The following is an 18,988-nucleotide window of genomic DNA, read 5'->3' as shown; positions in this document are numbered from 1 at the left end:
GAATAGAAGTTGTACGCAGTCTTAGATATAGAAACTACTGGTGGGCAGTTTAATGAAGAAGGGATCACCGAAATTGCTATCTACAAGTTTGATGGAAATCAAATTGTAGATCAGTTTATCAGTTTAGTTAACCCAGAAATGGAGATACAGCCATTTGTAGTCAAGCTTACGGGGATAAATACATCTATGCTACGGCTAGCTCCTAAGTTCTATGAAGTGGCTAAACGCATCATAGAGATAACGCAGAACTGTGTGCTAGTGGCTCATAATGCTGAGTTTGACTATCGCGTACTGCGCAATGAGTTTAAACGGCTAGGGTACGAATATAGTCGTAATACACTATGCACGGTAGAGCTATCTCAAAAGTTACTACCTGATATGCCCTCGTATAGTCTAGGTAAGTTAGTGCGTTCGTTAGGCATCCCTATCGCAGATAGACATAGAGCTAATGGAGATGCTATGGCTACTGAGAAGCTGTTCGAATTACTGCTATCAAAAGACAAAGAAAAAACGATACTTACCTCTATGATTAAGTCTGATATCAAAACAGGTATTAATCCTAAGTTTTTAGACATCATAGATACACTACCTTCTACTGTTGGGATATACTATATCTTAGACAAAGAAGGTACAATCATATTTATAGGAAAAAGCAAGAATATCAGAAAGAAGGTACTGCAGCACTTTACAAGTAACTCTGCCGTATTCAAGAAAATACAACAAGAGAGCTATACTGTGACTTTCGAAAAGACAGGTACAGAATTAATCGCGTTGCTCAAGGAAGCAGAAGAGATACAGACTAATAAACCTAAATATAATAAGGTGAATAAAAGTAGTGTGTTTCCTTATTCTCTTTATCTAAAAGCAAACATAGAAGGATATATATATCTAGCTGTTGAGAAAACAGATGGAAGAAAGAAAAACTTCATGGCGTTCACTTCGCCTAATGAAGCAAGAAAGTTCTTGCATAAGGTATTTCAAGGGCAAAGTGAATTGCCTTATGTAAACTTCATTTACGAGAAAAAATCAACGAAGATTACAGAAAACAACTTCTTTGTTGACTTTACACAAACAAGAGAGCAGTTCAACGCCAAGGTACTTGAACTTCTTAAGCCTTTTGACATTGATAATGACAATGTTATCATCATCGATAAAGGTCGCAAAGTAGATGAGAAGAGTGCTGTAGCATTAGAGAAAGGCAAGCTCAATGGATATTGCTTCTTTAACTTAAACCACCAAATCAACGCCCCAGAACGAATAGCAGCCAATTTAACACCAGTATTATTTAATAGAAATAGCAGAAACATTATTCTAAATTATTTAAATAAGAAATCCGGGTATAAATTAATTCACTATTAAAAAACAGTTTTTGTGAGACGCAGATTAAAAAATAAATGGGACATATTAAAGCAAAAGATTTATATCATTATTTATGGTTCTAATACTTTTGCGGGAAAGCTATTTGACATTGCCCTATTAGGAGTAATCATCATGAGTGTGCTTCTGGTGATGCTAGAGTCCATAGAGAGTTATGATCTTAAACATCACAAAGGATTAGTAGTCTGTGAGTGGATTATCACTATCTTTTTCTCTATAGAATACACACTGCGAATAATATGTAATAAGAAACCCTTAAAGTATATCTTTAGCTTTTATGGTATAGTAGATTTAATCTCTATTCTACCGATGTACTTATCGTTCTTTATACCTGGTTCACGTATTCTTACTGTGGTAAGAGCACTTCGTTTGTTGCGTTTATTCGGTATCTTAAATCTAGTTCCGTATTTAGGTCAACAGTCCCATTTAAAACTCGCTTTAAAGTCTAGTAGAACTAAGATTATTGTATTTGTTTACTTCGTTATTGTCATGTCTATTTTGCTAGGAGCATTAATGTATGTGATCGAAAGTAAAGAAAGTGGTTTTACTAGTATTCCAAGGAGTATCTATTGGTGTATTGTAACCCTTACTACCGTTGGATATGGAGATATAGCCCCACAAACGCCACTAGGACAAATGATAGCTTCTTTTATTATGATTATGGGGTACGGTATTATCGCTGTACCTACGGGTATTGTGACAGCTGAGTTCTCTAATATCAAACGCAATCGATTAGATGCAAAAAGAAGAAGACACTGTAGCTCATGTACTACCACAATATACGATGAGGATGCAAACTACTGCTATAACTGTGGTCAAAAATTAGGAGATGTCTACGAAAAATAACAATTATCTTATCGTTGTGATTGGGCCTACTGCTATTGGTAAAACAGCATTGGGAATCAAAATAGCACAACATTTTAATACGCATATCATATCATGTGATAGTCGCCAGTTCTACAAAGAAATGGCTATCGGAACAGCTGTACCTTCTGGCGAAGAACTAGCAGCAGCTCCACATCACTTTATTCAGAATATCAGTATTCACGATACATACTCAGTAGGAGACTTCGAAAGAGATGCGCTAGCTAAGCTAGACGAGCTCTTTAAAGAGAATCCCGTGCAAGTAATGGTTGGTGGATCAGGATTATTTGTCAATGCTATCCTGAATGGCTTAGATGACTTCCCTGATGTAGATCCAAGTGTAAGAGAACAACTTAATAAAGACTTAGAAGAAAAAGGCCTTCCTTATTTGCAAAATATGCTAAGGGAGTTAGACCCTATCCACTATGAGAAAGTAGCAATAGATAATCCACAAAGGGTTACTAGAGCCCTTGAAATCTGTATCGGTACGGGTAAGCCCTACTCTAGCTTCTTAAATATCAAGCAACACTCTCGCAACTTCACTCCTATCGTTATCGGGCTTGAAGCAGACAGAGAGAAGATGTATGAGCGCATCAATATGCGTGTGGATATTATGATGGATAAAGGTCTACTACAAGAAGCAGAAGACTTATACCCACATCGTGAGAATAATGCACTACAAACGGTTGGATATCGTGAGTTATTTTCGTATTTTGACAAAGAATATTCGCTAGACTTCGCTTTAGAGGAAATAAAGAAAAATACACGCCGCTTCGCTAAGCGCCAAATCACATGGTTTAAACGTACCCCTGATGTGATGTGGTTTGACTACCTGACTGATGAAGAGCAAATCATAGATTCAATTAGGAATATCGTAGGGGCGTAACACTTTACGCCCTGTATAAAATATCGCTGTTACAGATTTGCTGTCGCGGATTTGTAATCCGTGAGGATAACCACCCCGCCCTTCGGGCACCCCTGCAAAGGATGAGAATAGTGGAGAAAGTGTACTGCTTTTTAATAAGAGAATGAGGCTTTTAAAGAACAAATCCCTCAAAGCCTCCCGACTTTGCGGAGCGTACACAAGAGCCACAAACGACATCACAAAATAACAAAAAACAAAAAAACTATGCCTATATCCCCAAACTTTACTTCTATATTCACTCAGAGTTTCGATGTTGATTACTTCGACTGTGATATCAATGCACAGCTTAAGACAGTTGACTTGTGTAAGATGATACAGATGGCATCTTCTAATCACGCAATTCATGGAGGCATAAGCTTTTGGGATTTACAAGAGGCAAATCAGTCTTGGGTAGTGTATAAATTTAGAGTAGAGATCGCTAGGTATCCTAAATGGCAAGAACGCATTGACATTAGTACGTGGATAGAAACACTAGACGGTATTCGCTCTGTACGTAACTTCGAAGTGCACAGTAATGGAGAACTTTTAGCTAGCGCTAGTTCGATGTGGGTGATTATGAATACTGTAAAACGCCGTCCTGAAGTGATGGCTATACCACATGATCATTTTACTTTGCATAAGGATAAGAAAAGTATTAAGGGAGAGTTTGTCACCTTTGATAAGAATATCGAGACAAAACACCTAGTAAGTGATACGGTGAGATATTCTGATTTAGATATGGTGAATCACGTGACTAACATCAAATACCTTGAGTGGGTTATCGATGCCTTAAAAGTATCTGATACCTCTTCTAAAGACATCACTTTAGTAGATATGCACTTCCAGAAGGAGCTTCGCTTTAATCAAGCATATAACATCTTACAATCAATAGAGAATCAAGATCACTTCCTAATCAAGACAGAGGACGGTAATATTAGTTTTCAGTGTGTGGTGGAGTAATATAAAGGAACAGGGAGTCGCTTCGCTTGGAAACAGGGAAGAGACTTATTATCATAAAATATAAAAGGCTAATACATCAAGTGATATATTAGCCTTTTGTATTTATTACTTACCTCTGTAGATAACTTATTTTAAAATCAACTCAGAGAATTTAGATGTTCCTGCCTTAATAATTTCGGTAGTTATACTTTCTAATTGATTTGAGTTAATCAATTGATACAAACCATTTTCTTGACTACTTAGTGTGTCGTATAGTTCTAAGTACCTATCATCTTCACCTCTATACTGATCTATTACTAAATAATGCTTATTCTGTTCAGAGTGCTCTACTAACTGCTTAGAGAAGTCATTTAATCTAAAATTTAAGCTTTCGAGTTCTGATATATCTTTCTGAATAGTGTCAATTGCTCTATTCGAATTAATATCAATACACTTAACGCTATAGATAGATCCATTCCCCCCTATTCCATTTAGTTTATAATCAAAAAACAGAGAAGGGATTACCTTCTTATCTACCTTATAGTCAATATCAATTACATTCTCTAATGGCTTTTTAAAGTGACTATTTACTCGATCATGAAATACCTCATCCTTCTTAGCATGCTTAGTAGTAGCTCTAAAATCACCTATATACTTATCATAGAATTTACTAAAGAAAGACTCATCTATATTGACATTTAGTTCCACTGGTTTATCGAATTGAATTATTCCATTATTGTAAATCGCTAAACGATCTAAATATGCTCTTAAATTATTAGTGTTCTCTTCTACAAATAAGTTATCCTTAGAGTTTAGTTCTAAGACCTCGCTAATTTTCTTTATATTGAAGTTTAACAACTTATTCTTATTGTCGTAGAATCTAGTAATAAGGCTAATCTTTGACTCCGAAAACTTATAAAACACATTGGTTGGAGAAACCGCTATTAACCCAATAACAATATTCTCCTTTGACAAGGAGTTATTAAAGTATCTAATTAAGCTATAATACGATTTCATTTTAATAGTTGTTTAGTATGTTTGAGATTCTAGTGTTTCTTTGTTGATTACTAAGGATTTCGATTATCTTATATTTACCTGCCTTACTTAGTCCTATCTGTGGAGGAAGATTTTCTAACACATTAGGCAAAGTCTTAAGCGTTGTGTTCATTTTCTCAATAATTCTACTATTGAATTTTGGAAGTACTTCATTCTCAAAAAAATTACAAATCTTTTATTCTAATCGCTTTATTCTTTCTATTATTCCTATTAAGTAATCTTGTTTTAATTGTGCTGATAAGAAAGATTCTTTTATTAATTTTTCAGCTTTAGGAAGCCACTTTTTTATTCGAGTAAAGACAGAATTAATTTGCTTTTCGTTAAGTTGCAGAACAGTACCAAAACGCTCAAAATAGCTTTTGTCATGATTCTTCTTTTTTCCTCCTAACATCAATGCTGTATCCTCATCATCTTTAGGTAAAATCAACTTTACATTGATTAAATCATATCCTGGAGCTAATAACCAATCATTATTAGAAAGAATCATGGAGAAGTTCTTTAGATGCATATCATTATTACCAATGATAAAATTAAATACTGCCAACTCAAAAAAACGAAACTTATCTAATAAAGTATGAGCAGATAAGTCCCCTATTGTTTTTCCTACTTGTTCCATAGTTCCAAGATATTTATGCTCTAATTCTAAAATTTGCAAAAAGTCAATCATATGAATTTTAGAATTAGATTTAGAACGGTCGATTCGCTTAGTTAAATAGCATAATTCCCCAGATGCTAAACGTATAAGTGAAGATGGTACAACTGAGATAGTAAACAACTCAGCTAATCTCATAGACAAATGTTCATTCTCTGGCATCTGATAAAATTGTTCATTCTGTGGTTTCAAAATATACAATCCTTCCAAAGCATCTAAAATAGTCATTCTTCCTGAAGTCTTATCACCTAAAGCATCCTTGACTATTCCCATAGAAAGCTTAGGTTGAACACCAGGTACAGTTACAGAGCGTTGAACTACTTCTTTAGCAAGTCTATCCATTTCATTCATTGCGTAAGGCAATATTGGAGCTATTTTAGAACCAAAGAATTTAATAGCACATTTATCGTGATACTCTTGAGAGGCATTAGTCTCTAGAACTTGATAACAATATAGACATCTACTTATCATCTGTATAATTTAAAGGATGAACACTCACAGCACCAATACAATTTTGACAGCAAGCTAATAATAACCCCATTCGATCAGACTTGTTAATCTTCCAACTATTAGATGCAATATCTAATAACCATCCTTCTGGAATCAAGCCATCAAAAAAAGGAAAAAGACGTTTACTACGATATATTTGTTTTATAACTGGCATTTGAAAAGTAACAAATTGATTAGGATACTGCTCAATGTAAGCCTTAGCATATTCAAAATGATACTCCCCTTGGTCTGTTTCAGTTAGATAACCCGCCTCTACATTGTTGTATTTAATTAAAGCTTGTCTCATAATTCACTATTATTTACTGGAGCTAAAGTATGTCCAAACATTAACAATACTTGATTTACCTTAGACAAACTAAGATTCTCTTTGCCTTGTTCTATTTTTCGAATAACAGTTACGGCTACACCTGCTCGTTCTGCAAACTCTTCTTGAGTAAGTCCTGTATTTTTGCGTTGTTCTTTAACAAAGCCTGCTAATGATTTTCTCATAATTATATGCAATTACAACGATTATATGCGTTTACCTCATTTTATATCTATTTGCATATAAATCTAAACAAATATACGTAAATTATATGTAAAAGCATATAAAAACAACACTAAGTACCACTCTATCATACAGACAGAAAATACACATTCCCTACCACAGTTTAATCTCCTACCAAAAAACACTACCTTTGCCCTCTCATTAATCATCAAACAATGTCTAAGCAGCAGGTCGTAAAAGTGCAACAATTCGATAAAGATGTACCTATTGAATTCTTTAAGTTAGAAGACAATATTGAACTTTTTAACTTTGATTATCATTACCAATGTAACTTTTACCAAATCTATTGGTTTACCAAGACGCAAAACAGTTCTCAGTTAGTTGACTTTGAGTCTTATAACATAGCAGATGATCAAATATGGGTAATCTACCCTGGACAGATGCATAATATCGATCCTACGGGTATTAAGGGGTACTTTCTATCTGTGAATAAAGACTACTTTAACCGTATTATTGCCCAGGAGTTTAAACAGCAAAAGTTTCGCTTAAACCCTCCTTTGTGGTTTGAGTTATCTAAGGATAAGAAAGCTTTATTTAATGCCATAATGATCCTCTTCGAACAAGAGTGGAATACTCCGAAACGCACTGTGGTATTAGAGAAATACCTCAGTATCTACATTACCCATATCCAAGATTTAAAGGAGCTATCTCAGGATAATCCGCTAATGGATACTAGAGTATTAAAGCTATTAGAACTTGTAGAGGAACATTATACCAAGCCTTATCCCACTTCTTTTTACGCAGAAAAAATAGCCTTATCGGTCAAGAGAATGAATGAATTAGTGGTCAAATCAACCGAAATGACACTTAATCAACACATTCAAAATAGACTACTGTTAGAAGCCAAGAGGTTAATAGGCTTCTCTGACTTGAATATCCAAGAGATATCAGCAGAGCTAGGCTATAGTGAGGTGAATTACTTTAACCGCTTCTTTAAAAAGCAGACAGGTATGACTCCACTTGGTTTTAGAGCAAATGTGAAAAAAGTCCAATAATATACTCCGTTTAGATAATGTTTAGAACAGGGATAGCATCTACTTTTGCCCTCATCAAAACTCAGATATGAATAAGTTAACAAAAACTCAGTTTATAGTGGTGATTATCTTATCACTGCTATCTGCCCTAGAGCCCTTCAGTATAGATTTATACTTGCCAGGGTTCTTAAAGATCTCACAGACCTTTAATACCGATCTTAAAAATGTACAGCTATCCCTTTCTTTCTTTTTAGGAGGATTTGCAGTAGGTCAATTATTTTGGGGAATTATCTCTGATCGCTATGGACGTAAGTTACCGACTATCGTCTCCCTGATTCTCTTTATCCTTGCTTCTATAGCATGTATCTATGCAGAGACAATAGAACAGTTTTGGACAGCGCGTTTCTTCCAAGCCTTTGCAGGATGTGCAGGAGTTGTAATCGCACGTGCGGTAGTTAATGAGTATTACTCAGCAGATCAGAGTATGAACGTGTTCTCACTATTGGCAATCATTGCAGGAGTAGCTCCTATCGTTGGTCCTGTAGCAGGTAACTTCCTTATCAGTCATTTTGTGTGGCAATCTACCTTCGTAACATTAGTGATATTAGGATTAATCTGCTTAATAGCAGTGTTCCTCTTCTTACCCGAAACACGCATAGTTACTGTTAAACAAAAGGTCAACCTAATGGCTGACTTTAAAGAGATAGTTAAGAACAACATCTTTGTCAAATATACCCTTATCGGAAGTTTAACTTACAGTATTCTGATGATATACTTAGCCAATGCCCCTTACCTTATTATGGAGTATGGTGGAATGTCTTCAGATATGTTTAGCGGTATATTTGCCTTTAACGCCATCGGGTTAATCTTAGGTGCATGGTTAGCTAACTCTGTTTTATCGCGCTGGTGGACCGTGGAACAAACCATTAAATATACTATCTACTTTGGACTAGTATGGACAGCAGGTTTTTCGGTGATGTGTTTACTAAAAGAGCCAATAGAGACACTATTAGTACCGCTATTCTTTATCGTGCTAACACTAGGGGTGTTATTCCCTACGACAACTAAGCTTGCCTTAGCGCCATTCACAACGAATAGTGGATCAGCATCTGCCCTATTGGGTACGTTACAGTTATTATTGACCTTTATTATCTCAGCAGTAACCAACCTTATCCCTGCGGATATTATGATACTAACAGCCTGCTCACTACTAGCGTGCCACCTATTATACTTGGGATGCTACCTAATCAAAGAGAAACAAGCTACTATATAATACAAAAATGCCTTAACATTAGTTTGTTAAGGCGTTTTTTCTTACTTATCTTCTTGTTGTAGTTGTTTCCTAAACAATACTAGTATTAAAATAAAGAAGATTAAATAAGATAGGTTAAACCCTGCTGAGATCAGATAACCCCTAAGTTCTGATTGTGGTAATGCCATTCTTATCGGCATCTGAAATATCGTTAAGAACACAGGAGATAATAACCCTGCCCATCTAGGTAGCTTTGTCTTATTCATAAACACAAGGATAGAGAACATCAGCCACCCTGCTAATAAAACTATAATAGCTGTTCCCCAAGCGATGTACAATACCTTTGTAAAGCCTCTAGACATTTCTAACAGATAAGGATGTGCTACTGGATCTGTATGATAGATCGCTTTAAACAACTCTCCACTGTAATAAAAATCTGAATGACCTAATGGCATTAATACCACACTAATCACTAAGATAAAGTAGGTAATCCACGTATAAGGCTTAGTCTGGTCTTTAAAATACTGACATGCTAGCCATACTCCTGGTAAGAATAAGAACGCTGACATAGAAGCGATAAGCCCTCCGAACATCAGACGATCCGTAGAGCCCTCTAACATTAATACAGCTAGATTAACGTCTAACTCATTAGCATACGTCTGTGAAAACAAGGGATAATCCGCGGGATTCACGTCAAAACCTGCGACAAAAACATCTCCGATAACCCATAGAATCGATGCTATAATACTTGAAATAAAAGACCACTTGATCTTAGTTGAATAATTCATTTTTAATCTATTATGTTGAACACTTTTGATACCTTGTCTTGTCTTAATCTACCTACTGATGGCATAAAAATAACAGAGTAATTAAGAACGGTTCTAAACAATTGATATCTTTGCGCAAATCTAATCAGTCATTTTTTGATTGATGTCTGTTAAACGGAGTAAAAGCTCCGCAGAAAGAAATGTAATACGATACCAATGAATTTAAGATTATATGATATAGAACATCAATTGACGATAGTGGATAAAGATTATTCCTCTTCTTATTTTGATACGACACTACACCCTGTTAAGGAGAATATCACCCATATAGATTCTTTCTTAGGGCAGGGTTACTATAAGGAGATATACTTTGACGGTGTTCATATCGGCATTGGGGATGCTATATTAGCTCGCCCTTTAGAAGTAGGTTTTGAGAGTAACTTCGAGACTATCGAAATGCATTTTAGCCTAAAAGGAAAGAACACAGCTAGTACTTCTAACTTTGATAAAGACATTAGCTTTACTCCTTTCTCTCATAACATCTTATATGCCAATGCCCTTTCAGGTGAAATGCGATGGGAGAATGAAGCATTCCAACTATGTGAAATAAACCTAAAGCCTTCTTTCTTCAAGAAGTTCTTACCTCAAGATAATCATCTCTTTGACACATTTAGAAACGCAATAGAGAAAGGTTCTTCTAGCTTACTGCATCCTAATAATCAAAACATTACCCACCAGATGTATGTAATCGTAGAACAAATCATCCTCTGTCAGCGCAAAGGCCTGTTTAAAAAAATGTTCTTAGAAGCTAAAATTATTGAACTCCTTTTACTACAATTAGAACAATTCCAGTCAGACTCACCTTACTCTACTACGTTAAACAAAAGAGATATAGATAAGATATATGCGGTTAGAGATTTTATCTTAGACAATCTAAATAGCACACATTCACTAGTTGACCTAGCGCACTTAGTTGGCACGAATGACTTTATCCTTAAAAAAGGGTTTAAAGAATTATTCGGAACTACTGTATTCTCTTTTTGGGCTGATCAGAAAATGGAATATGCTAAAGGGTTATTAGGAGATAAAGAGCTTAATATCACAGAGATTTCAGACCTTATCGGCTATAAGAACCCACGTCACTTCTCCTCTGCTTTTAAGAAGAAATATGGTGTATCTCCTAGTGGGTGGATGAAGTAATTGTTTGGGTATTAACCTTTAAAAACTTAACTTACATCAAATTACTAATTATTCAACTGATATTATGAGAAATACACTAGTTGTTCTATCACTTTTTTTGGGGCTTAACCTTAGTGCTCAAAGCACAGAAGCTCCTCTAGAAAAAAGCGAAAAGTGGGTAAACTACACTACCGTTATAGAAAAAAAAGTCTATGCCAATAAGGGAAAATGGACAAAAGAATATACTCTAAAAGAAGGTAAAGTAGAGTCTTATAAAGCTTTTTATAAGGAAGACCTTAGAACTAATGTAGTAATTACTTATGATGAGTATGGTAACATTGATTCTAATATTGTAAGTGATGAAACAAAAAAGCCTCAAAAAGTACATACCCTTAACTTTGATTTAAAATACAATAGCGAAGGTTTAAAAGTAGAGGATACCGCCTCTTTATATACTTACAATGCAAATAACTTAGTAGAAACGAAATATTCTAAAAAGTGGGAAACTTCTAATCAGAAAGAAGGTTGGTTTACTAAGTATGAGTATGATACCTTAGGAAACATCACACGTAAAGAGAAAACAACTATCAGAAAGGGAGAGCCTCAGCTCGACATAGAGGAACTAACTTATGACCAATACAACAATGTATTAACTATCAGTAGAAGTTCTTCTCCTACAAGAAAATACCCTATCATTATGATCGGTGGTCGTAGCTTACATCAACACGAAACTTTTGAATACAAGTACAACGATGATCACTTATGGACTGCTAAATACTTAATAGCAAGTGACAACAAGAAAATACTATTAGCAGAACGCGAGATGAAGTAAAGGACTTACTTCACTACTCTGCCTATTTACAATACCATTGTACAAATAAGCATCTAAAAAACACCTTATTTATACAAATATGTAAAAATAGAGGTGTAAAAAAAAGCTTATTTTAACGTTTTTGTCGAAATAAGCTTTTTTTTGACTATTTAACCTCTTATTTTTACATTAATAAGGTTGTATCAATACCTCTGTAGGAATGTGAATTTTATCTGATATCTTTCTAATCATTTCTAAAGACAACTTTCTTTTTATTATTCTCTTTTTTTCTATTGCATTTTATCATTCATTAAAAAGCATCGTAGTTAGATACGATGTTTTATTACCAATGGTCAAAATTTATACACCTTTGGTCAATTAAATTGAGTACAGAATGATATAATATCATTTCTTTACTTTTGTATTTGACAGAAGTACTTAATACCATGATACATGAACACCAATATACATAAGCGCTTATTCTTCATTATCTTTTGGTCAATACTGACTTTTTCGGTATGGCCTTATATACACTTTAATGATGATCCTTTACTATGGTTAGTACATACTGCTGTAGTGATGTCGCTCTTCTTTATTATTGCTCACTTTTTAAGTGATATTGCCTTGCCAAAGGCGTTAAAAGAGGGCAAGATGAAGCAGTTCTTAGTCGTATTCTTTATTGGCACGTTACTATTAACTGTGTTAATTGCTCTGTGCTTTACACTATTTCCCTACTTAATGAATGACATAGAGGTTCTTAAAAATACGAATGTAGATACATGGGAAGAGTTATATGTCGCTAAGTTACTTAGTTCTTTACCATCAGCGATGGCTATTAACACAACGACTTGTGGAATTAGATTCTATCAAGAGCACAATAAAGTAGAACAGATAAATGCCAAGCTTAAGCAAGAACACTTAGAAGCTCAAATAAAGCTATTGCAAGATCAGATTAATCCTCATCTGATGTTTAATATCCTAAATCACATACACATTCTCATGCAATCTAATGTGGAATTAGCTTCCACTGTATTATTAAAATTCTCAGATATACTGCGTTATCAACTATATGAATGCAATCATAAGATGGTATTCTTACACCAAGAAGTACAATATCTACAACATCTAGTGGCTATAGAACAAATACGATGGCAAGACGAACTGAACGTCCAATGTAAATGGGATATACAAAACAAACAAATACAAATAGCTCCTCTTCTTCTTGTACCTTTAATAGAAAATGCTTTTAAGCACGTATCAAGATTACCCCATACTAAAGGGTATATCATAATTAGATGTTCAGAAGATAAGAATATACTAAACTTGGATATCGAAAATTCCTATAGTGATAAATATAAAATAGAGAAACAACAAGGAGGCATTGGTATAGCGAATGTGACAGAGCGACTAAATATGCAATATCCCAATAAACACCTGTTTAAAATAGAGCAAACAGAAAACAAATTTACTGTATCACTGCAAATTAACTTAACCGATGCAAATACTATCTGATAAAAAATCATACCAATTAAAATGTTTGGTTATAGACGACGAGCCTTTAGCTAGAAGAGCTATTGTCGATTATATTAATAAAATAGATTTCCTTGTGGCCTCTAACTCTTGCGCTTCTGCATTAGAGGCACAGGAATTGCTAACTCTTGAAGATTATGATATCCTGTTCTTAGATATCAATATGCCTTACTTATCCGGTATTGACTTTGTAGAGTCTATTAATAATCCTCCTATGATTATCTTCACCACAGCGTATTCAGAACATGCATTAGAGGGATATCGATTGCAAGTCGTAGATTATCTATTAAAGCCAATCGCTTTTAAGCGTTTTTATCAAGCTGCACTAAAGGCGAAAGAGCTACACACTCTAAAACATCAAACTAAGCTAGAAGAAGTAAGTATAGGAGATCACTCTGTCTATATCAAACACGATGATAGTTTTGTAAAAATACTCTGGACAGATATTCTATATATTGAAGCGATGCAGAACTACCTCAAAATACATATTGCTCAGAAGAGTTTTGTCATTCATCAGACCATGGTAGCGATAGAAGAATTACTTCCTAAAGAACATTTTTTTAGAATACACAAATCTTATTTGATTAATGTGAATCACATCTGCTCTATCTCTGGAAGTAGAGTTCTTATTAATAATACACAACTTCCTATAGCTCGTCTTAGAAAAGAAACATTGCTAAAAGATGTTATTTATAAAAACTTACTAAGCAAATAAAAACCTCCAAGGCAGTTAGCAAACTACCTTGGAGGCTTAGGCATCTATAGACTCCACTTTAACTTTACTGCTGCATAAAATGTAGAGGTAAACTTAGGGTCAGCTACTTTCTTCTCTTTAAAGATATTCTTTATTTTTCGCTCGTTATAAGAAAAGGAACGCACAAGAGAGCTTCCTGCTGTTAGTGATAAAGTGATATTATTGCTAAACTTAAACTCAGGTCTAAACCCGGCTACGACCTGTTGAAATCCAAGTAACATATCTTTATCATCTTGCTTTATCACCGCGGTCATTCCCTGTAAGTCTATTGCTGCTTTTAGATCTACTGTATTTGTTAGCTTATATCCTAACTCCATCCCCTGAGGAAAAGCTACTTTTAAGAAAAAGTCTCCATAGGTCTGCCAATTAAAGTAAATACCTGGTAAAACCATTGGCACACCAAAACTATTTGTTAGTACTGGCCCTACTCCTAAAGATACTTTTTTATTAAAGTGCTTAATAAAGAAAACACCTCCTTGTCCTAAAATAGCTTGCTCATTAATGGTGTTCATATCGGTGTAAATTCCAACAGTTCCCATAAATAAAACAGACCATGAATCACTGATAGATCTAAAGTGCTTTACTCCTACTTGTGCATTTAGAAGCTCTTCTGGAAACAGATCTTCATCATATAGTTTATGTTCCATTTTGGCATAAGCCCCTTGTACTATTACAGACCATACACGCGGTTTATTTCTCTTATCCATACGCATAGATAGAGGAATTTCTATATTAACCTCTGCTCGTCTAAAATCACTTTTAGAAGGTGTCTTCACACTATCTATAGGTCTTACATAATTAGAAAAAGGGACATAATCAACCTTAAACTCACTTTTAAACTTCTCTTGTGACCACATCGTTAGGACGTTTAAGAACAAAGCATTAAAAATGAAAAACACTTTTACTTTCATTTTATTCTATTTTTCTACAAACCACTAAAAATTAGCTTGAGTTAGAAAAAACATTTGACAACTGGTAAAAACCTAATGATATATGAATATATCCTAAAAGAAGACAAAGTAAAGGCTTACAAAACTACATTTAACGAAGGCTTAGGGCTGGTTTTGAACTAGTATATGACAACATCTCATATACAGTAATCAATTCTCAAGCCAATCAAAAGCTAACATTAATACTTTAAGATATAGTCAAGCAGAAAGTTACTACTCTCACTATGTTTGTTACAAACATAATTTAGTGGAAAGAAAGTTATCTAAAGACTGGCAGACGCCTAATCATCAAGAAGGTTGGTTAATACAGTATCAATATGATAAATCAGGTAATATAATCCAAACAATAAAGACAACTATTAGAAAGATAAAAACTCTACTAGACATCGAAATATTTACTTAGGACCAATATAACAATGTCTTAACCATCAGTAGAAGCTCTTCTCCAACTAGAAGCTACCCTATCACTATGATAGGAGGTCGTAGCTTACCTCAATTCAAAACTTTTAAATACGAATATAACGATGGTCACTTATGGGCTGTAAAATACTTAGTCGTAGATAGTAAAGTGAAAAGGCTATTAGAACAGCAAGAGATTAAGTACCACAATATATACACAAAAGCCTTGTAGCTAAAAGTCTACAAGGCTTTTTTAAAACAAATAATAACTATATTAATTACCTTTTTTGATAATTCACTGGGTTTATCCTAACCTGTTTTAGGTTATCTGGTAGTTCTATAAAATAGCCAGATCGATACGGGTTATGGTCTTTAGAGAAAAAGTCTGTTGATATGACTTGTGCCCCACTTGAAAAAGCTGCTTTAGCACGGGTATCATCATTTACTTTAGCTTCATAAGTGTCAATATCTGATCTAGTTCGTACTAAATAACCTTTAGAGACATATTCTTTTATATCTTCTTGACGTACAATAGCGTTATCTAAAAGTAGAAATACCCCATAACTATCTGTGGGCTTAGACTGTACAAACATAATTCTACCTTCTAAATTTGGACGATTATATACGTAGGCTGATTCTCCCTGGTTTACTCCTCCAGTAGAAGGTAGTAGCATAAATAACACTTTCCCTTTAGATTCAGACATAAGCGGCCAATTATTATTAGCCATAGCCTGTTTTAGAGTTTTATAACTTCCTCTTAAATCATCGGGTGTAATTAACTTATCTCTACCTATAATATCAACAATTTCTTGATCTAATAGGTCAAATGCACGCTCATCATACTTTAATACTTCTGTTGGATTCTTAAACAAAGGCCAATTAGAATCTTTAGCTTCAATCATGATAAATAACGGAGCGTGATCTGCATTGTGATCAGACCATTTCTTGATACTTTGTAAAGCGAGTTTTAACGTTGGATACTTTGATCTAAAATCAACATCTGCCATGTGTAAAACCTTAAAACCAGGCTTGTCTAAATCTGTAGTATTATGTGTGGCTAACTGCTTAACTCCTACTGATTTTAGATACTCATATCCTGCAGGATTTGTATATCTATTGCCTGTAGAATCATAATACACGTCTAGTTCTAAACTTCTTAATCCACTGTCTAATTGAACCTCAAAGCTTGGATGCTCATAAAATAGACTCTCCTTAAAGCTAATCTGATTAGGGTGATACTCATTAAAAAAGTCAAGTTGTTCTTTACTCATTTTTTCTAATAATTTCCCTTTTGACTGATCTACTATTTTAGATACATAATCAAGCAGATTAGGGTCTACTGGCTCTGCATAACTATTATGTGTACCTAGAACTTGAATTTGATTAATTCGTAAATCACTAGGCAATTTTATATCTTGTTTTGCATCTATTTGTCCATGCATCACCACAGGTAATACCATAGCTAGTAGAATACTACTTAACTTTATTTTTCTATTCATCTTGTTTAATATTTGAAATCCACAATGGTTCTAAAGGCCATTGCTTATTAGGCTTTTCACTTGTTTTGAATATAATATTTGATGCTCCCAAAAGTTCTTTATAACTAATATAATTCCTTTGATAATCCTTATTATTATACTCTACCTCTTGTATATAAGAACTTCTTTCTTTATTACTAATTACCAAATTATTGCGTATAATAGTTTTTTCAAAAACAGGAGCATTCAGATAAAAAATATCCGACCCAACATTGGCTGCACTAAATCCTAAACTTCTAAGTACAAACCATGCTGACATAGTACCTAGGTCATCATCCATTGTGCGCAAAAAAGCTTGAGGTGTATTCTTATAAATTCTACCAATATAAGGGTCAATGCCTTTACTATTATCATTAAAGTAGAACTGAATACTCTCATTTAGTAATAAGTCGTGAATCAATCTCTGACTCTTATACGGACTTCTAGTTACATTGTACAAACTTGAGGTTTGAAGATCAGGTTGATTGGCGTGATTATAGTAATGACCTTGAAAAAAAATATCTAATTGATCTTCGAATTCCTTTTCGGATCCAATTAAATGAATCAAACCTCTTATATCATAAGGAACTAACCATCGATATTGCCAAATAGTTCCTTGATAAAGCCCCCTTGCTTGCATTTTATCCACATCGTGAACATGAATATCCTTAAAGTCTTTCAACCAATACTTCTTATATTCTTTTGCTTTGTCTAAATAATGTTTTGCCTTTACAGTGTCTTGAACGCTTTTTAGTATTTGGCTCAGTGCCCAATAATCATAACAGGATTCTAATGCTTTATCAGCAGAAGATAAATCAAGTTGATTGGCCTCCCTAACAAGGTACTCTTTAATAGAATCTATAGGTAACTCATAGCCCTTATTCACTGCATCAGCCAAAACAACTAAAGCGTGCTCTGTCCTGACTGTGGGTCCAGGTTCATTTAGTGTAGAGAAGTCTTTTTTGCCATACGGATACATATTTAAAATAGAGCGAACCACATCTTTATACACCTGTGGATACAGTATAGAATACAAAGGGATAACCTCTCTATAATTATCCCATAATGCCCATCCATGATACACTTTAAAGTCTGCTTTTTTTAGCAGACCACTAATGGTTCTATAAGATCCATCTTCTTCAGATATTACATAAGGAGCTTGTAGAGTTCTATAAAGTAATGAATAAAAAAGTTTTATCCTTTGATCATCCTTATCACTAACCCTTGCCATAGATAATAATTCATCCCATCTTTGTGTAGCTAAAGTTTTTGTGTTTTCAAAACTTTTTCCTACTGCAGTTCTGTTTTGTGCATATTGTTCTGATACAGATGAAAGCCCTACCTGAACTTCTACTTCAGAACAAGAAAAGTCAACGATAAACTGATATTCACTTATCTTTCTAAGGGTTGCCTTTTTACCAAAGTCAAGATTAAAATAAAAATGATATACTCCAGCAGAACAAGTCGTTTTAGAACTAATCTTTCCCTTTATAGCATGATCAGATACCTGGTACTGAGCACCTACAAAAGCACCCCCTGTAGCACTAGACAAATCAACTAATAGTTGTCCTTTATTAGGAAAATAATATCGATGCACTCCATAATTATGTCCTACAGTAAAGTCAGCCTTAATCTTATTTGTAAATTCTACCTTGTAATAGCCAGGTTTCCCCTGTTCTTTCTTTTTGATTAATTCTGTATCAAGATTATTATCCATAATTGGTTTGATCAGAATATTACCTCCACTTCCCATACATCCTACTCCTTGAAGTCTTATATGGGTTACTCCCTTAAAGAGTTTTGCTCTATTGTCATATCCTGTGTGATTAAAGGGATAAGTCTCTGGCGAAATACAAAGCATACTAAAAGGAAAACTAGCCCCAGGAGACAACTGTCCATAGTCTCCCGAGGTTGCTAAAAAAACATTTACATTATCACTTAACTTACTTTTTTGTCCATAACCACATTGAATAGCTATAAACAATAAGATAATAAGTTTTTTCATC

Annotated in this window: 20 protein-coding genes; 11 read left to right on the top strand and 9 right to left on the bottom strand. The window is 34.3% G+C overall.

The window, feature by feature from the left end; all coding sequences use genetic code 11:
- Nucleotides 1-9: 9 nt before the first annotated feature.
- From LNQ81_RS13570 to LNQ81_RS13555, 4 genes are all read left to right on the top strand, one after another.
- Nucleotides 10-1,359, top strand: a complete 1,350-nt coding sequence (locus tag LNQ81_RS13570; protein ID WP_229947610.1) for an exonuclease domain-containing protein — start codon at nt 10-12, stop codon at nt 1,357-1,359.
- 12 nt (nt 1,360-1,371) lie between these two features.
- A complete protein-coding gene (locus tag LNQ81_RS13565; RefSeq protein ID WP_229947608.1) occupies nt 1,372-2,223 on the top strand; it encodes an ion transporter in 852 nt (283 codons plus the stop codon).
- The gene (gene miaA / locus LNQ81_RS13560; protein WP_229947606.1) at nt 2,207-3,127 is read left to right on the top strand and encodes a tRNA (adenosine(37)-N6)-dimethylallyltransferase MiaA; all 921 of its coding nucleotides are present in this window, start codon (nt 2,207-2,209) and stop codon (nt 3,125-3,127) included. Before LNQ81_RS13565 ends, miaA begins: the two co-directional genes overlap by 17 nt.
- A 243-nt stretch (nt 3,128-3,370) precedes the next feature.
- Complete coding sequence (locus LNQ81_RS13555) at nt 3,371-4,105, top strand: acyl-[acyl-carrier-protein] thioesterase (protein ID WP_229947604.1); 735 nt, start codon at nt 3,371-3,373, stop codon at nt 4,103-4,105.
- A 126-nt stretch (nt 4,106-4,231) separates the two neighbouring features.
- Here LNQ81_RS13555 and LNQ81_RS13550 read toward each other — a convergent pair whose 3' ends face one another.
- From LNQ81_RS13550 to LNQ81_RS13530, 5 genes are all read right to left on the bottom strand, one after another.
- Nucleotides 4,232-5,101, bottom strand: a complete 870-nt coding sequence (locus LNQ81_RS13550; protein WP_229947602.1) for a hypothetical protein — start codon at nt 5,099-5,101, stop codon at nt 4,232-4,234.
- 1 nt (nt 5,102) lies between these two features.
- A complete protein-coding gene (locus tag LNQ81_RS13545; RefSeq protein WP_229947599.1) occupies nt 5,103-5,252 on the bottom strand; it encodes a hypothetical protein in 150 nt (49 codons plus the stop codon).
- A gap of 63 nt (nt 5,253-5,315) precedes the next feature.
- Nucleotides 5,316-6,263, bottom strand: a complete 948-nt coding sequence (locus LNQ81_RS13540) for a HipA domain-containing protein (protein ID WP_229947597.1) — start codon at nt 6,261-6,263, stop codon at nt 5,316-5,318.
- Nucleotides 6,253-6,588 carry a HipA N-terminal domain-containing protein gene (locus LNQ81_RS13535; protein WP_229947596.1) on the bottom strand — a complete coding sequence of 112 codons (336 nt, stop codon included), beginning with the start codon at nt 6,586-6,588 and terminating at the stop codon, nt 6,253-6,255. The genes LNQ81_RS13540 and LNQ81_RS13535 overlap by 11 nt, the downstream gene beginning before the upstream one ends.
- Nucleotides 6,585-6,791: a helix-turn-helix domain-containing protein gene (locus LNQ81_RS13530; RefSeq protein WP_229947594.1), complete on the bottom strand. Its 207-nt coding sequence runs from the start codon at nt 6,789-6,791 to the stop codon at nt 6,585-6,587. Before LNQ81_RS13530 ends, LNQ81_RS13535 begins: the two co-directional genes overlap by 4 nt.
- A gap of 213 nt (nt 6,792-7,004) precedes the next feature.
- On the opposite strand from LNQ81_RS13530, the gene LNQ81_RS13525 reads away from it, so the two are divergent.
- Both LNQ81_RS13525 and LNQ81_RS13520 read left to right on the top strand, forming a co-directional pair.
- Nucleotides 7,005-7,844: a helix-turn-helix domain-containing protein gene (locus LNQ81_RS13525; RefSeq protein WP_229947592.1), complete on the top strand. Its 840-nt coding sequence runs from the start codon at nt 7,005-7,007 to the stop codon at nt 7,842-7,844.
- A 67-nt stretch (nt 7,845-7,911) separates the two neighbouring features.
- Nucleotides 7,912-9,096, top strand: a complete 1,185-nt coding sequence (locus tag LNQ81_RS13520; protein ID WP_229947590.1) for a multidrug effflux MFS transporter — start codon at nt 7,912-7,914, stop codon at nt 9,094-9,096.
- 41 nt (nt 9,097-9,137) lie between these two features.
- Here LNQ81_RS13520 and LNQ81_RS13515 read toward each other — a convergent pair whose 3' ends face one another.
- Nucleotides 9,138-9,863 carry a DUF6796 family protein gene (locus tag LNQ81_RS13515; RefSeq protein WP_229947588.1) on the bottom strand — a complete coding sequence of 242 codons (726 nt, stop codon included), beginning with the start codon at nt 9,861-9,863 and terminating at the stop codon, nt 9,138-9,140.
- A 195-nt stretch (nt 9,864-10,058) separates the two neighbouring features.
- On the opposite strand from LNQ81_RS13515, the gene LNQ81_RS13510 reads away from it, so the two are divergent.
- The 4 genes from LNQ81_RS13510 to LNQ81_RS13495 all read left to right on the top strand — a co-directional run bounded on the left by LNQ81_RS13510 (nt 10,059) and on the right by LNQ81_RS13495 (nt 14,077).
- Nucleotides 10,059-11,042 (top strand): helix-turn-helix domain-containing protein, encoded by a 984-nt coding sequence (locus LNQ81_RS13510; RefSeq protein WP_229947586.1) that lies wholly within the window; start codon nt 10,059-10,061, stop codon nt 11,040-11,042.
- Nucleotides 11,043-11,106: 64 nt separating this feature from the next.
- A complete protein-coding gene (locus tag LNQ81_RS13505; RefSeq protein WP_229947584.1) occupies nt 11,107-11,853 on the top strand; it encodes a hypothetical protein in 747 nt (248 codons plus the stop codon).
- 432 nt (nt 11,854-12,285) lie between these two features.
- Complete coding sequence (locus tag LNQ81_RS13500; protein ID WP_229947583.1) at nt 12,286-13,344, top strand: sensor histidine kinase; 1,059 nt, start codon at nt 12,286-12,288, stop codon at nt 13,342-13,344.
- Nucleotides 13,328-14,077, top strand: coding sequence for a LytR/AlgR family response regulator transcription factor (locus tag LNQ81_RS13495; protein WP_255669484.1), 750 nt, complete (start codon nt 13,328-13,330; stop codon nt 14,075-14,077). Before LNQ81_RS13500 ends, LNQ81_RS13495 begins: the two co-directional genes overlap by 17 nt.
- A gap of 44 nt (nt 14,078-14,121) precedes the next feature.
- On the opposite strand, the gene LNQ81_RS13490 is transcribed toward LNQ81_RS13495, so the two are convergent.
- Nucleotides 14,122-14,973, bottom strand: coding sequence for a DUF6268 family outer membrane beta-barrel protein (locus tag LNQ81_RS13490; protein ID WP_418887962.1), 852 nt, complete (start codon nt 14,971-14,973; stop codon nt 14,122-14,124).
- A gap of 340 nt (nt 14,974-15,313) precedes the next feature.
- On the opposite strand from LNQ81_RS13490, the gene LNQ81_RS13485 reads away from it, so the two are divergent.
- A complete protein-coding gene (locus tag LNQ81_RS13485) occupies nt 15,314-15,469 on the top strand; it encodes a hypothetical protein (protein ID WP_229947581.1) in 156 nt (51 codons plus the stop codon).
- Nucleotides 15,470-15,743: 274 nt separating this feature from the next.
- Here LNQ81_RS13485 and LNQ81_RS13480 read toward each other — a convergent pair whose 3' ends face one another.
- Together LNQ81_RS13480 and LNQ81_RS13475 are read right to left on the bottom strand one after the other, a co-directional pair.
- Nucleotides 15,744-16,964, bottom strand: a complete 1,221-nt coding sequence (locus tag LNQ81_RS13480) for a Ca2+-dependent phosphoinositide-specific phospholipase C (protein WP_229947580.1) — start codon at nt 16,962-16,964, stop codon at nt 15,744-15,746.
- Nucleotides 16,957-18,987 carry a glycoside hydrolase domain-containing protein gene (locus tag LNQ81_RS13475; RefSeq protein ID WP_229947579.1) on the bottom strand — a complete coding sequence of 677 codons (2,031 nt, stop codon included), beginning with the start codon at nt 18,985-18,987 and terminating at the stop codon, nt 16,957-16,959. Before LNQ81_RS13475 ends, LNQ81_RS13480 begins: the two co-directional genes overlap by 8 nt.
- Between the last annotated feature and the right edge of the window lies 1 nt (nt 18,988).

Source organism: Myroides oncorhynchi, from assembly GCF_020905415.1.
GTDB lineage: Bacteria > Bacteroidota > Bacteroidia > Flavobacteriales > Flavobacteriaceae > Flavobacterium > Flavobacterium oncorhynchi_A.
Note: the sequence above shows the minus strand (reverse complement) of the source record. Positions and strands in the feature narration are given on the sequence as shown.